Consider the following 14498-nt stretch of genomic DNA (forward strand, 5'->3'; position numbering starts at 1 on the left):
TTGATTCGACACCAACTACAGTAGAGAAGATTTGAATGGCTGGCAAGGTCTTTTTTCTTTTAAATAAAATGCAAAGTTATGTACGTTTATGTTTCATAACTCTGCACTTTTATTTTGCACTACACAGATGCCATTTTTCTACCTGTAACAGTAGAACAATTGGCTTCCTGGATTAGATGTGTTGGTCAAAACCTTTGAAAAAACAAACATTCTAGGTATCATATATACTTCAATCTTAGGCATTATTTTTCCTTCACTATAGTTAATAAAAGGAAAAAAGTCTTATGAAAGATTAAATTTTCCTACGAAAGTTATAATTTGAGCCTTGTTCATCGATGAAGACGTCACCATTGAAGGATAGATACTTCGTATCTTGTCATTATAAATGAGTAAATTTTCTTAGGCTTCTTCCCTTGATTCGTAAATTCCATGAATCCCTTCTTCATCTTTTCTTTGCCAATCTTGAGAAAGTCCCTTATCGTTCCATTTCTTGTATAACTCTTTTTCTGTTCATATTTATCCAATCCTTTTTCTCCGTTTTTAGCAACTCATTCATTACTTCATTTTCCAACGCCTCCCACAATTCCGGGGACAAATTCTTTTCATTCCTTACTTGATGATGGGGATTTAAATAATACCCATCACCAATATCAAGGCGATCCATATTAACCACAGATACTTTTCCTTTATCGTCCAGTTCTTTTGGAAACAGGAGATGATAACGGGTTTTAAAATATCCTATATCCTCACGTACATTTTCCTCTAATCTTTCCATCTTTAAATTCCCCTCTGCATAAGGCATAATTGTATTGGATTTCAATTGATGTGACGCTTCCGACCATTGGATCAATATACTTGGCCGGTCCAATGCATTTGAATCTACAACGGCATACTGCTCTTTGAATGCGTCATTGAAAACATGAAGGAAATCTTTTTTTTTCAAATTTCCTAAGTCTAGCCCCTTTTCCATGGTAATTTCCTTTAATTCATTCATTGAAACATAGCGTTCTTCCGTATTTGATAAATGGCCATATTTAATCAAAAGAATATCTGCCTCGTTATTCGCCACCTCTCTTTCATGCATTCTTTTATAGCCGATAAATTGTTCATAGGCTTCTTCATCAACAGATTTTAAGTAGGTCAAAAACTTTTCATTTTCCCATTCCACAACATTAGAAGTCATCCTATAATTCTCTTGAATCACCAACGCTTCCTCATAAGGATCTGCCTTTTCATGACTAAGCGTCTTTCCTTTTTCCCGTTCCTTGATCAATTCCTCTTCAATGACAGAAATAAAATCATGTGCCGTTTCCCGTACTTCTTTTAATAACCTTTCTTGCTCTTTCAGTTCTTTTCCAGATGTCCAACCATGCAAATACGGTAGAGAATATTCACTTGTATCCAGTCCGAAATAACTGGACACTGTATAAGCAACCATTTCCGCCTGAAATTCTTTTTCCTGTGTAGTATATTGATCATGTGTTTCCTCTGTGTGCAGCACGGCATGTGCCAGCTCATGAGCTAATGTTTTAACATTCTGCAATTCACTGTTTCGGGGGTTTAATGCAACTTCTTTCCGTAATGTATAACTGACGCCTTTAGCAGCACCTAATTCCCCATAGGGTTTTACAATTTTGATTCCATTTTTTTCGGCCACTTTCTCAAGCGCTTGATACATTGATACATAGTTTTCAACGGAGCCTTCCAGCCACCGGTTAGGAAAAATATCCGGTAAATCCTTTGCGGTCGCGTTTGTCTGTGATACATCGAAAACATGGCCAATATCAAAATAGGTACGAGTATACGTCGGTATTTCTTTCTGATTGATTTGCTCTTTTTCCTCTCTGGTTGCAAACTTAAGCTGTACCTCTGTACCTCCCCGTTCAAAATAGGTGGTCCTTTTTGGTACCAGCACCTTGATCCCTTTCTCCCCTTTTTTCACAGTAAACCCTTTGTCCTTCCAAAATTTATAACTGCCAACAGCTTGAGCTCCCATAAACTGGCTTTCAATTAATGAACAGTTATTGGATGAATAATGATGGAACTTCGCCATAAAACTTAAGTATTCTTTTATGCTTTCAGGGCTTTGAAAATATTCCGTAATTCTTTTTTCCATGTTGCTGGTTAAATCCTCAATTTCTTTCCGTTTCTCTTCCCATGTTTTACGCTTATAGTTACTTCTTTTCGTTTTTCCCATTACAAATTAATCTCCTTCCGCTTTGATGAAAAATAAAAAAAGAGCCTCTTTTTAATGAAGAAGCTCTTATCTGCCCAGCTCAAATTTGGTTTTAAGCTGTTTTGATTTCATTAAAGATGGCTCACCATAATATTTTTTAAATGCAAGGCAATCTTTGACGTTTAATGGCTCAAAGTCCAATTGGATCATTTCCAGTTCATCCGTTGAATAATAACCGTTCGTCGAAAAATCCGGGACGTAACCCTCCAGTTCATCTTCCGTTAAAAGATAGACGGTCATTTTATGGCAGCCATGGTCATGCCACCCTCTCAGCTCCAACTGGCCTTTTTTATCATAACCGACCTCTAACGCATCCATTTCAACGGGTCCTATTTGGCCAATGCTTTTAATAAGATCCATTTCTTTCGGATTTCGGGCATCAATTAACTTTCTCCCGTTTTTCCCGCCGTTCCATCGGTCTATCCTGCCGATAAGAGCAACGCCCGCTATAGAAAGCTCACCACGTTGTTCTAATTCTTCCTGAAAAAAATGATTGAAATGCCTTTTCTGTTTCATATTCTCTTGATGAGAAAGGCGCTCGCCGGGAAGTCCGCCTTCTTTAAAATTGGAGTACAGTACTTTTTTCATTTTCTTTCCTCCAACATTTGATCCTGATTTTCACCGGTTCCTGCCAATTCATCCAAAAGGTTTTCCGGTACCTTTGCCTCTAGTAGGATACTTTTTGTTTCCATGTGGATGGGAATGAGGGCTGTTTCATTCTCTTCTATTATTTTTCTTAGGTTGTTTACAGTAGAACCAGCCGCATTTACCGCAACTTCTTTACCAATAATTGAAAAAACAACTGTTTCCCCGCGTATTTCCTTTATCAAACCTAACACCGCATCCATTTGCTTGCCATTTTGCTCAACTGTAATTTTCATAAAAATCTCTCCTACCTAATATTTATCGTAATATCTCGAGTTCATCATCTTTTGGCTTTGTTCTTACATTCGCCTTCCAGCGAGCTCCATTATTGATTTTCAATTCATTAGTAATGTTCTTTTCAATCGAAGAAAAAGGAACTCTTTGTTCTGCTGCCATCAACGTTTGATTTTGCAATTTAAACGACACTTGTAATTCATCACATTGATCCATTGCTAACCGGATCGCTTTGTCACTCTTACTTTTTTCATATTGGTCACCCTCATTCCTAGCCTTCAATTGATTTATTCTCCAAAAATGCATGGACCTCAATGATGCAACTTGTTCAATGATTAAAGAATGTTTCATAATAGACCACAGCCTTTCCTATTTTTGAAAAAAGAAAAAAGGACTCCTGATAAGAAGTCCTAAAAATTGGAGAGTAGGAAAGTGATTCTCACACTATTATTTTATCAACGAAATTTGTTATTAACGTACGGATGAAGTACGCAATGTGTTCTATTACATCCCAACGAGGTTTCGATTCGCCTTCCAAATAGCTTACTTAATGAGTCAGGTTTTCAACGTTCATACCCATCCAGCATCCGATCAAATTCTTCAATGTTTCGATCTTTTTGGTATTCATGATAAGATTTTCTCATATGAAACTGTAAGTTTCGGATGGCCCGATCCAAGTTACATTTTGATTGCCACTTTTTCTGATAATAACTTTTTTGATGTGATCCCTTATAAAGGGGAAGGGACTCTTCTTTTTTGGCAAATGTTTTCATTTCTATAAGTACGGCATTGCCCATCCGTTTTCGTAAATCATCTAATTTTGTTTGTTTGTATTTTTGATAATTGCTTCCTTCTCCGTATAACTCTTTCATGATCTGGACTTCATCATCCAACAGCTTTTGAAATTCTTTCATGTCTCTTTTATGGTACGTCTTTAGATATACATCTACAATTTCGTCAATATAAGGCCGAGCATCATTGATCGTCTGATAACCGTATTGCCATTGGCGTTTATCTTCCGGAAGCTTTAACAACGCTTTTTGAAACAGCCGTTTTGTTTTCCTGAAGCTTGCCAAGTCTACGGTGTTTTCTTTTTTATCGTGCACGGCCCCACGAATAATTTCGTTGATTCGATTACGGCTTTCGCTTCGATCCATTATCATATTGGCTACTTTGGATTTCATTTTATCCAGGGTTCCCTGCTTCCGTTTGGCCCGGTATTGCTCTTCCCACTGATTAGTTTCTTTATTATAAAGCCGTTTCTTTTCACGGGAAGGAAAAGGCTCCACGGTTGCGATATGAACATGGATATTATCAGTATTATAATGAATGGCCGCTGACCACACAGCCGTTTCTTTCATTTGTTCAGCATCAAGCATCACTTTCATTGCTTCACGGACCACATTCTTTATTTTTGCTTCATCCAGTTCCCCTGTTTTAGAGATAAATATTCCCTGCTTTTCCAGCCAGGTATTATCGAAACTGATGACATCTTGCCATAATGGAGAGCCGTTTTGTTCTGCTTTAGTAAAGGCATCTTTTAATTCTATCTTCTTGTTTTCATCCAATTGATCTGCGTCATTTGTAAAAAGGGACCCTTGTTTTTCATCATCCCCCATGTAATTCATATACGAATGAAAGACTTGAAAATCATTTAATTGTTTCGAATCGCGGTCCACCTTTAATACTTTTTTTACGTCTTCCCGGTCAATGTAATCAACATATTTTTTATATTCAGCAGAACTTGGCATTACAAATTTGCTTTTTAAGACAACGGCAGGAGTCATAAAAAACACCTACTTTGTTTGGTTATTATCTTTTTTCCTCTTGCTTTCCCAATCTAATTTCCGCTGCCGGTTATGGGCTATTCGATTTTTTACAACCACTTCAGCTTCCGTCAATTCTTCCGTCTTATACTTTTCTGTGGTGGCCAATTCTTTAAACTCATTTACAATAAAATAATGGTTCCAAAATTCCAACTGCATTTGGACATTTCGATCAATGACATTACCAGTGACCCTTATTCTTTTTAAGTCCTCCTGCATTCCCGAAAGATTCTCAATCAGTTTTTGATCAACCAATTTTTCAATTGCTTCTAACAGTGCAACCCGTTCCTTTTCCCGATTCTCAAAAAATTGCTGAACCATTATTTCAATCGCGTTTGCTTGAGAGGTATTTTCTTCAAAGGATAACTGCTCAATTTTTTGAACGGTATCACTTGTTAAACGGTAACTCTTTTTTAGTTTGGTCATACAATTTCACCTTGTTCCGCAACAAATACTTTCATAAATTCATTGACTTCTTCCTCATTCACATCCATCATCATCATAAAGATGGATTTCATTCGTTGTATCTCTTCGTTATTTTCTTTCATCATATGAATATTTCTTTCCAACACGCTGCCAACCATTTTTAATGCCTCTTCAAACCTGTTTCTCTCTTCCAGAAACACGTCCATATGAGCCAACTTTTCAATGTGTAATTTCAAATACTCATTCCGAGACAAGTTCTTTTTCTTTGCCAATTCATCAATTTTTTTCACCGCAACAACGTCAACGTTTCGCACCTTAATCTCCATTTGTTAAATCCCCTTTCCATGATAGATTCGGTTAAACAGTAGTTGTCTTTTTATTTCCGGCAATGAAAAAGGTTCTCAGATCATGTCTTTAAAGCACATTTTTTTGATCATCCGAACAAAACAACGTTCAAAGATAATAGAAGGAACATGCACAGACATTGCATGTTCCTTTGAAAACATCCCGTACTACGGGACTGTGGAATGAAAAGAGCATAAGGGAAAAATGCCCCCACCAAGGGTGTGGGATTAGGCAGAGCCTAACTTTTCCGTGGGGTTACAAAAAAAGCTAAAGACATACGTTTGTCTGACATTTTCGCTCTGTTTTATAGGATTCCAAAACGAAAATTGCCCCTAAATCACCTAAAACCACACATTTGTCCGACCAGAAAAAAGAGCAAAAACAATAGACTCCGTTAATCCGACTTCGAATCAGCAGACTTTTGTTGATTAGTTTTCACTTTTTCCGGTGGAGGCTGTGCTTTCTTTGGGGCTTCTTTTTTATCTATTTTGGAAGCATTGTTTGATTCCAATTGATCGTTCTGTTTCTCTATTTGACTCTGTTTTGCTTCCTCATCTGGACGAAGAGATTCCAATTTCTTATACAATTTTTCACGTTTCTCTTTTAGCTTTTCAACCTCCTGTTGAGACTTCTCTTGGTCTTTCTTTCCGTTTTCAATCGCTTCTTTTTTTGCGGTAATTTGTGCCATGGACTCCTGCTTTTCTTCTACCGTTTGATACTCCATATTTTTTTCAAGAGTAGCAATTTCTTTTTCAATGGAAGAAATAAGCTTTTGCTGCAAGGGTATTTGATCTTTCTCTATGGCAAATAACTCCTTCTCCACTTGCATAATTTCACGATTAATTTGTTCTGTTTGGTAATCAATGGGTCCTTTCGTTTCTAAATTTTGATTTATTTTGATCTTACGATAATCACCTGCTATGACCAATTCTTTTGGCTTTGGAGCCTTATATACGATTTCATCTTCGTCTTGATCCAAGGTCCCTGATGACTCCATTAAAGTGGCTTTCATTTCATTCTCAAGAATCATCCGATCTCTCTTTTCTCTTACAAACAATCCAATCACGCGGAAATCTTTTGGAACTTTTTTAACCTGAACAACCATATTTTCCTCATCTTTGTAAACAACTTCGACGGGGTAATTTTGCAACGAGTCTTTCTCTTTTGCTACAAAAGAAAAGGATGGTTTAACTTGATCCGATCCGGTATGTTTCGTTGTAATCGAAATTTCCATAAGTTCTCTTTTCGGATTATACTCCCACTTATTTAAGATTAAAGTTGTCTGATCCAGTCCGTTAATTTCTGTATGAAAAGGCGTTTGTACGATGGAATTATCATCATACATCCAAGCTTTGGACGTAAAAAAAGTGATGAAGCAAATGCCTATCACACACAGGAAAAAAACATAAAATTTATTTTCAAGACTCCATTTCATTTTTATTTTCAATGGAATAAACACTCCTTATCTACCCTACTTCTTTCCTAGCAGCTCTTTTATATAAGGCATCGGATCCACTTGTTTATTGTTTATTCGTATTTCAAAATGCAGGTGAGCTCCTCTTGAATCACCAGTGTTTCCAATTTTGCCAACCACTTCTCCGGCTTTTACTTCTGTTCCTTCAGGTATGCCTTTTTCCAGCATGTGACCGTACAGTGTTCTCATCCCGTTGCCATGATCAACAACAACCACATTGCCATATCCTCCATATCCACTTCCCCGTTGTCCAAAAGTGGAGACAACCACTCTACCATCCATAAATGCGACAATTGCTTTTCCTGAATCATTACCGCCTGCGATATCAATACCTTTGTGTAAGCCACCTGAACGTGGGCCATAACCAGATGTGATGTTCTTTGTATGGGGCACTGGCCATGCTTTATCACCAATGACTTCCACTGGCCCAACATCTTCACAATTCATGGTAAAACCACCCAGCTTTGTTGCTATGGTTGTCACATTCGGAACCCAATGTTTATTAAGGCCAGTCGGATCATTTGCAGCACCGATCGGGGCATAGACGTTCCCCAATTTGTCAATCGTGTTTAATCCATCTCTTATGATCCGGTTATATAACGTCTTTGCCATGGCACCCAAGCCTTCTTCAAGAGTAGAAAAATGATACAGCCTTGAACTGCCTGTTTTCGGGTCCATTAATCCTCCAGGATTATTTTTGTTCACCACAGCATTCGATGTTCCAAATCCTGTTTCGTGTAATGCAACCGCCGCAAATAACACTGGGTCAATTCCTTTTTCACCTGATAAAGAAATAATTGTTTCCTGGCTTCCGGCTAATTTCCCGGCTCCCTTAAAGACGGTATCCCATTTCCCTATATCAACTTCTCCCGTTTGTGAACAAGAAAATCCTCCACCTGAAGGCGAGGATTCATTGTTCGATGAACCGGCTGCTATACCAACAATAAGAAGAAACAATAGGAAGAAAACAGCAATAAAAACAAATCCTGAAAATCCTAGCATCCCTCCAATCCATAAGGCAATCTTTGTTTTCAGAGCTTGACCAATAGATCGTAAAATACTATCCATATTTTCTTTGGCTGATTCTCTGACTTTATAAAAGCCTTGAGGTGCCACCTTCGCCCCCTTTCTTGTTTCATTGTTTACTAGATGAATGGTTTTCTTCAGATGGTTCCACTATTTTATGGACCACCCAACTCTTTTTGTAAGGTACCACTGACACATAGAATAGTTGGGTTTGTTTTCCGATATTACTATCGTCATGAACCACATCCCAAGTTGCCACCACTCCAAATCTCATTTCATTTTGGCTTTCTCGTGATGCTGCATGTATGTCCAATTCAGCCACTTTGCGGGAAACCCCATCCCCGGAAGGCAATAATTCTTTTTTTATTGCATTAAAAAAAGACGAACTGGAATAGGGTTTCCATTTCGTCTTGTCGGTGTCTTCTTCCAACCATAAAGTTACAACCTTCTCGGCAGCTTCCTTTCCTTTTTCTACTGCTTCATCACCAAATTTTGAAGCATATTCTGATTCAAAGTCAGGTTCTTCTTCAATGGTTTCACTATCTTTCTCTTCCGCCTGTTCCGTTTCTTGATGGGTTGTTTCTTGCCCTGTCTGGCTGATTAATGAATCATCGGGGAAAACCGTATTTGTAAACGAGCCATCAAATTCAGGACTTTCTTTCCTGCCGAATTGATTGGTTATAATTATCCACAAAAGCACAACACCAATAATGAACACAATGGTAAACTTTGTTTTCGTCGCTTTATCCATTGTTACATTCCTCCACGGAACAGTGCCAATTCTTCATCGGAAGCTTCCACACTAAACAATAAATTTCCCACACCGGTAATCGAAAGCAGGCAATCTCCTTGCTGAAACTGAGGGACTTGAGCAATTTCGGATTCACTCATTTGACCTTCAAAAATGGTTCTCAATGCATCCAACGTATTTGAATCCTGCTGCATGATGAATTTGTATTGGGTGAGTTCAAACAAGGTACGTATTTTTGTGACCACCTCCGTATCCGAATGATTCGGAACAAAGTCTCGGATGGATTGACTGGCAAGGAGCAGTCCGCCAAAATACTTTCTGGCTTCCCTTGCAAAGTCTGTTAAAAAGCCGACGGCCAACATATTATCCGCATTGACCATCCGATGGGCTTCATCAATAATGACCATAAATCGGACGGCATCATCCTCATCAAAGTTCTCATCTTCATAAATAGCTTTCATTTGCGGAGCACCAATTTGAATGAGATTATCCCAGATGAGTGTTAAAGCATTATACATTTGGGCATTAAAGACGCTTTTCTCCAACCGGGTTAAGTTCCGGATGGAAAAGAAGATCACCTGTTCATTCGTGAATTCCGGTAATGTCGTATGGCCATTAAATAAATAGGAATAGCTATGAACCAAGTTATCTATCACCAATTCAATTTTTTCTAATCGATTTGCACGGGATACGGATAGTTCGCGCCGGATGATTCTCTTTTCAGGGACCTCGTACAGTTCATTTCTTAAATACGAGAGGAAATTGCTGAAAATGGGATACTCATTATTCTCCAGGTTTGTTACTCCGGTTGTATGAATTTTTTCTGTAAAACCAAGATGTTGATAGAAAGAACGAAGGATTTTCTTGAACTCCTCAATCTCTTCCATTGATGGATTATTTGCTAAAAACTCATAGAATGTGGCTACTTTTGATAAGTGCTGCATAAAACTTATTTCTTCATTTTTAACTGAATCCCCGCCATCCTCTACTTGATATATTTGTAAAGGATTGATTACTCCATGGCTTCCATCTAAACTAATGGTTTGACCGTTCAATGCATCAACAAGTGTGGTAAATTCCCCCGTTACATCAAAGCCGCGTATGAAATTTCCACGGCAGGCATTGTCCATTGTCAGCTTTTTTAACGCTGTTGACTTGCCCGCACCCATTGTACCCACTACAACCCCATTATAAAAACGGCGCTTTTTGTCTTTGTGAAACAGATCAAAGAGAACATTTCCGCCGGTGAAAGAGGCACCTAAGTAACTGCCTTTTGGATCATTTAGTTCTGAAAAGTGGAAAGGCAGCCCAGCTGCGAGTGAAAGAGCCGGGATCCCCTTTCCTTCCCTTTTATTAGGGAAATCCTGCTGTTGATCATACGGCAAAAACATTGATTGCCATTCCCAACTGGATTCATTTAAAAATATTTGCCCTTTAAATCCAAGTGAGTTTAATTCCGTTATCACAGATTGAATCTTTTGCTCCAATTCCATAAGCGTGACAGCATGAACAAACAGACGAAGATGAACAAGTTTGACTACTTCACCCATTTGACTGATATCCTGATAGAGCCCTTCTAATTCGCGATAGCTGTTTTGTGCATCAATCCGTTCCGAGTCATGTTTTGAACTCTGAAAACGAACCTGTTGTTCCAGCATGCTTTTATTAATAGAGCTGACAGCTTCATCTTTATCCATTGTTGCTACATCTTTGATCGTGATCACGTCCCGCATGGCCATGATTTTTTCTAACCATAATTCATTTGCTGCACTTGGGTAATCCCAAATATGAATGCACGCTTCATACCCGTCTCCCTTTTGAATGTATTTATCTTTAAAGTTAATTCCACCCATCGGTTGAATGGCCGCCAAGAAGGAAGGATCAAGCTTAGGCTTTTCTTCCTTCGATTTTACAGTTTCTGCTTTTTTCCCTTTGATCACTTTCAATTTCATCACCTACAGTTTGGAATTTTGATTGTTCATTACAAACAGCACGTCTTTTTTCTTTTCAATCGGCAATTCTTCTAAAGGAAACGTCTGCTGCATTGCCCGAATGAATTGTTTCTTTTGATCATGTAATTGTTGAGGAGTATCGGCATATAAAAAAAGAAAGAACTCCCGGTTAGTACGTTCTTTCTCCAAGTAATCCATTTCAAATAATTTTCGTTCAATAAATTGCAAACGCAATGGATCGATGGTTTTCTCTTTTTTCCTTAACCAATAGGCTTTTTGTTTTTCCGTATTTGCGGGAAAGTTTAAAGCGACTTCTTTAAATGCCGGAAAATAACTTCTTAACAACCGTGCTTGGGATAATAACATAAATTGCAAATCCCCATCATTCATGGAGTACAAATCTTTTGTGGTAATCTGCAAAATGTCCATCACACCGTTTTTCATTAAAATGTGATCTTCATGTATCTGTAAAAAAGGCAGAACTGAAGGGGTCTGTCTTAATACTTTTTCTTTCCTTACTTGTTTCTTTCGTGTTTTTTCTCTTTTCTTAAACCTAAGACGCTTCAACCATTCTTTTTTCTTCTTTTGTTTTTTGAAAGGAGCAGGATGAACCATTGGCGTAACGACCTCTTGTTCTTTTTTCAATTCTCCCATGGCTTTTATCTATCCTCCCCGTAACGCTCTTCTTGAAGCAATACCTCATTCAAAAGCTTCTGGTTATCCAATGAGTGGTATGCTTGTCTGTTATGTTTAAAAAGCAAATAGAAGGACATGTAGTTTTTCAAACCCGGATTGTTTCTGGATGGCAGGACAATCCACAACAATATTGCCCCACTCATAACGAAATATGGAATTGTAAAAACGCTGTGAACTAAATCACGCAACATAGTAAATATAAAAAAGAAGCTAATCAACAAAATGATTAGCTCCTTCATTTCCAATCCGAAAAGTTTAGGCTTTGATCTGATCTCTTTAGGTATTTCATACTTCATTCGTTATGCTTCCCCTTCCTGTTCATGCGGTGTCCTGGTGGTATCTTTATTTGGTGAACAGCCGAATTCATGGACTGCTTCAAATTATTTACACGGGTATGTGTTGCACTTTTCGTTTTATCTATACCTGTTTGCAAGGTTTGTGTAGGATGAACGACCGCTCTTGCAGTTTGTATGGCTGCATTTCCGGATCCTCTGCCTAATCTTCGGATACTTTGCCCAAGGCTAAAGCCTGAATTTCCCGCACGTACAATTTGCTCCTTTGCCTGCTGGATATGCCGGTTCCCGCCAGCCAATGTATTTGTATGGTGGACCTCTTTATGGCCATACGATTTACTTTGTTTAGAAAGCCCAGAAGATGGAGCGGTAGTGGTATGGTGTACTTTCTGGCCGCCTGGACTGGATAGGACGTATCCGCTTTTCTCATCATCTGATGGTGTCTCTACAGTTCCTTCCGTGTAAATTCTATCTTGATTGCTCCCTGTTGGTAAAATACTACTATGGCTCGGTTGAGCAGAGACATTTGAGCTGGTTAAATGTGCACTGTGGCTTGATTGCATATTTTGTGAAGTTTCCATATCGGCTGCTGATCCAGGAACTAAAATTCCGGATGCTGTTTGGGCATATCCAGACGGTATATTTTGTTGACGTTGTCCTTGACCTATCCCCACCTGTGAAGATGCTTCCACTGATTGCCTCTTTGATTTTAAAGAAGTCCCTTTTCCTGCAGAAACCGGCCCCTTCATTTGTCTTTCTGTGCCCTTGATGTTAGAGGACTGGATTTTCGAGATTCCATTTTCTTTTGCATGCACCGATGATTGTGAGGGAATTGCACCGTTTACATAAGGTTCGCTTGAATTTTGCTTAGATTGAGAAGCCGAATCCAACTGCTCATTACCAGAAGCAGATATTCCATCTTTTATACCCTCATCCGCCATTTTTGGTGAATCCCCGTTTCCCTTCATTTTTTCACTACCATGCTTAGAAATTTCTCCTTTTGCGGCTATTCCAGGCATTGGCTTGACAGGGACTCTTCTTGACCGTCCTGCCATTTCTTCCGGCGTTTTACTGGCTATACCTGACACTGTACGCCTGGCAAAATTCGCTCCGCCTGCTAAACCTGTCGTAGCCTTTCCTGCAAGCCCAAGACCTTTCTCTATTCCTTTCCCGACAGCTTTGGTACCAGTACCGGCTAGTCTGGCTCCTGCATACGCTCCCAGCATGGCTTGATATCCGCTTCGTAAACCGGCATCAATACCAAGCATCCGCTGAACAATATCCGGTGCATCAATTAACGCCCAAGCACCGGCAATAAGCAAAAGAAGAACACCCACACCGCCAATGCTCCCCTTCAACCCGTTTGCCCACGAAGAATACAGGATAAATAATTTTAACAGCATGGTCATAATAAAGATAACCGCAAAGGTGTTCATGATTTCGACCAACACCTTCTTTGTACGTTGACCGCCGGTTAAGTCAGTTGCGGCAATAAACATCCCAAATATTTGGTGGAAAGCTAAATCAAAGATGGAACGACCGATTTTGATTACTGTAATCACTAAGGCTAGTGTGGTCACTAACAAGGAAACTATTAGTACACCCCAGTTCACATGATATCGATAATAACTTTCACGCCCCATTTTGGTAGACGGTACTGTATTTTTTTCTAACTCGACGATGGTAAAGTCATCGCCATACCCAGTGGAAATTGATTGAGTTTTTAAGGCCTCATATGCTTGCGGTGGGTTCTTGTCTTTCAATTCTTTAACCCAATTCTTTGTTTTCCACTTGAGTAATTTGGCCTCATCCTCGTGGAAATCTAATTTTTGTGTAACGGGTAAATACGGTAAACTTTTTTCAGATAATCGATTGGCATACGTAAAGTCTGTTGTCCCTATTCGACTATCTTCTTTACTCATAGGTTTAGGAGGTAAATACTTGTCGCCGTCTTTTTTATTGGAAAATTCAAAATTACCTTCCGCATAATATAATACATCTGCTACATTACTTTTCACGAGTTCATTTGCTAATTTTTTATTTTCAGGATTTATTTGTTCTACCCCTAAATTTGTAACTTTTCCCATATTGACCATTAGATCAGGAATAACTACAATAACACACAGTGCCAAAATTACATTTATAATTACTTCATTTCTCTTTTCTATTTTATTGAACATAAATTGAAATCCAAGAACAAAAAGTGCAATAAAAAATACGCCCCATACCACGGGTCGTGCCATCTCCATAAATTCTTGGATTGGACCAGATGAATAAAAGTCATTCAATGTGATCACTTTATCAATAATTCCTTCAACGAAACTATTCAACCAGGCTAGTGAGAAAATCGCACCCGCGCCGATTAATCGAATAAAATCTTGTATAAACCACCCATGATCTAAGTGCAAAATATACTCCATTTCTTTATGCAGCTTAATTAATTGTTCATCCGAAGTTTTCCTCTCTGCGAACGCTACATCAAGGTTTAAAAAGACGAAGGAGATAAATACAACTAAAATAGAAAAGAAAATTAATAAAGGTTTTTTTTTAATACTCATAAATATCACCTTCCAATCAAAAAAGAACCTACCACT

General features: G+C 38.5%; 14 protein-coding genes and 1 pseudogene. All 15 read right to left on the bottom strand.

Going from position 1 to position 14498, the window contains the following annotated elements; genetic code table 11:
* Positions 1–475 precede the first annotated feature (475 nt).
* Positions 476–1183, bottom strand: coding sequence for an LPD25 domain-containing protein (locus ACFSCZ_RS20145; RefSeq protein ID WP_417774582.1), 708 nt, complete (start codon positions 1181–1183; stop codon positions 476–478).
* 69 nt (positions 1184–1252) lie between these two features.
* Positions 1253–2197 (bottom strand): annotated as a pseudogene (locus ACFSCZ_RS20150) (ImmA/IrrE family metallo-endopeptidase); the annotation flags it as partial.
* Between the two features lie 66 nt (positions 2198–2263).
* Complete coding sequence (locus ACFSCZ_RS12500) at positions 2264–2824, bottom strand: hypothetical protein (protein WP_380774260.1); 561 nt, start codon at positions 2822–2824, stop codon at positions 2264–2266.
* Complete coding sequence (locus tag ACFSCZ_RS12505) at positions 2821–3117, bottom strand: hypothetical protein (RefSeq protein WP_380774261.1); 297 nt, start codon at positions 3115–3117, stop codon at positions 2821–2823. Before ACFSCZ_RS12505 ends, ACFSCZ_RS12500 begins: the two co-directional genes overlap by 4 nt.
* A gap of 22 nt (positions 3118–3139) precedes the next feature.
* The gene (locus ACFSCZ_RS12510; protein ID WP_380774262.1) at positions 3140–3397 is read right to left on the bottom strand and encodes a hypothetical protein; all 258 of its coding nucleotides are present in this window, start codon (positions 3395–3397) and stop codon (positions 3140–3142) included.
* 281 nt (positions 3398–3678) lie between these two features.
* Positions 3679–4902, bottom strand: a complete 1224-nt coding sequence (gene mobP2 / locus ACFSCZ_RS12515; protein WP_380774263.1) for a MobP2 family relaxase — start codon at positions 4900–4902, stop codon at positions 3679–3681.
* 9 nt (positions 4903–4911) lie between these two features.
* A complete protein-coding gene (locus ACFSCZ_RS12520; RefSeq protein WP_380774264.1) occupies positions 4912–5367 on the bottom strand; it encodes a hypothetical protein in 456 nt (151 codons plus the stop codon).
* Positions 5364–5693, bottom strand: coding sequence for a hypothetical protein (locus ACFSCZ_RS12525; RefSeq protein ID WP_380774265.1), 330 nt, complete (start codon positions 5691–5693; stop codon positions 5364–5366). Before ACFSCZ_RS12525 ends, ACFSCZ_RS12520 begins: the two co-directional genes overlap by 4 nt.
* Positions 5694–6106: 413 nt before the next feature.
* On the bottom strand, positions 6107–7159 hold the full coding sequence (locus ACFSCZ_RS12530; protein WP_380774266.1) for a hypothetical protein: 1053 nt from the start codon (positions 7157–7159) through the stop codon (positions 6107–6109).
* A 24-nt stretch (positions 7160–7183) separates the two neighbouring features.
* The gene (locus tag ACFSCZ_RS12535) at positions 7184–8302 is read right to left on the bottom strand and encodes a peptidoglycan DD-metalloendopeptidase family protein (RefSeq protein ID WP_380774267.1); all 1119 of its coding nucleotides are present in this window, start codon (positions 8300–8302) and stop codon (positions 7184–7186) included.
* Between the two features lie 19 nt (positions 8303–8321).
* Positions 8322–8963 carry a hypothetical protein gene (locus ACFSCZ_RS12540; protein ID WP_380774268.1) on the bottom strand — a complete coding sequence of 214 codons (642 nt, stop codon included), beginning with the start codon at positions 8961–8963 and terminating at the stop codon, positions 8322–8324.
* A gap of 2 nt (positions 8964–8965) precedes the next feature.
* Positions 8966–10915 (bottom strand): VirB4 family type IV secretion system protein, encoded by a 1950-nt coding sequence (locus tag ACFSCZ_RS12545; RefSeq protein ID WP_380774269.1) that lies wholly within the window; start codon positions 10913–10915, stop codon positions 8966–8968.
* Between the two features lie 3 nt (positions 10916–10918).
* Positions 10919–11569 carry a hypothetical protein gene (locus tag ACFSCZ_RS12550; protein ID WP_380774270.1) on the bottom strand — a complete coding sequence of 217 codons (651 nt, stop codon included), beginning with the start codon at positions 11567–11569 and terminating at the stop codon, positions 10919–10921.
* A 5-nt stretch (positions 11570–11574) separates the two neighbouring features.
* Positions 11575–11907, bottom strand: a complete 333-nt coding sequence (locus ACFSCZ_RS12555) for a DUF5592 family protein (protein ID WP_380774271.1) — start codon at positions 11905–11907, stop codon at positions 11575–11577.
* Positions 11904–14462, bottom strand: a complete 2559-nt coding sequence (locus tag ACFSCZ_RS12560; protein ID WP_380774272.1) for a pLS20_p028 family conjugation system transmembrane protein — start codon at positions 14460–14462, stop codon at positions 11904–11906. Before ACFSCZ_RS12560 ends, ACFSCZ_RS12555 begins: the two co-directional genes overlap by 4 nt.
* Between the last annotated feature and the right edge of the window lie 36 nt (positions 14463–14498).

Origin of the sequence: Siminovitchia sediminis, assembly GCF_042680885.1 — a bacterium.
Taxonomy (GTDB): Bacteria; Bacillota; Bacilli; order Bacillales; family Bacillaceae_C; genus Siminovitchia; species Siminovitchia sediminis.

Bases quoted from the DNA above. Each gene is read 5' to 3' on its own strand.
- ACFSCZ_RS20145 (WP_417774582.1), bottom strand. From the start codon at position 1,183: ATGACTTCTAATGTTGTGGAATGGGAAAATGAAAAGTTTTTGACCTAC.
- ACFSCZ_RS12500 (WP_380774260.1), bottom strand. From the start codon at position 2,824: ATGAAAAAAGTACTGTACTCCAATTTTAAAGAAGGCGGACTTCCCGGC.
- ACFSCZ_RS12505 (WP_380774261.1), bottom strand. From the start codon at position 3,117: ATGAAAATTACAGTTGAGCAAAATGGCAAGCAAATGGATGCGGTGTTA.
- mobP2 (WP_380774263.1), bottom strand. From the start codon at position 4,902: ATGACTCCTGCCGTTGTCTTAAAAAGCAAATTTGTAATGCCAAGTTCT.
- ACFSCZ_RS12520 (WP_380774264.1), bottom strand. From the start codon at position 5,367: ATGACCAAACTAAAAAAGAGTTACCGTTTAACAAGTGATACCGTTCAA.
- ACFSCZ_RS12525 (WP_380774265.1), bottom strand. From the start codon at position 5,693: ATGGAGATTAAGGTGCGAAACGTTGACGTTGTTGCGGTGAAAAAAATT.
- ACFSCZ_RS12540 (WP_380774268.1), bottom strand. From the start codon at position 8,963: ATGGATAAAGCGACGAAAACAAAGTTTACCATTGTGTTCATTATTGGT.
- ACFSCZ_RS12545 (WP_380774269.1), bottom strand. From the start codon at position 10,915: ATGAAATTGAAAGTGATCAAAGGGAAAAAAGCAGAAACTGTAAAATCG.
- ACFSCZ_RS12550 (WP_380774270.1), bottom strand. From the start codon at position 11,569: ATGGGAGAATTGAAAAAAGAACAAGAGGTCGTTACGCCAATGGTTCAT.
- ACFSCZ_RS12555 (WP_380774271.1), bottom strand. From the start codon at position 11,907: ATGAAGTATGAAATACCTAAAGAGATCAGATCAAAGCCTAAACTTTTC.
- ACFSCZ_RS12560 (WP_380774272.1), bottom strand. From the start codon at position 14,462: ATGAGTATTAAAAAAAAACCTTTATTAATTTTCTTTTCTATTTTAGTT.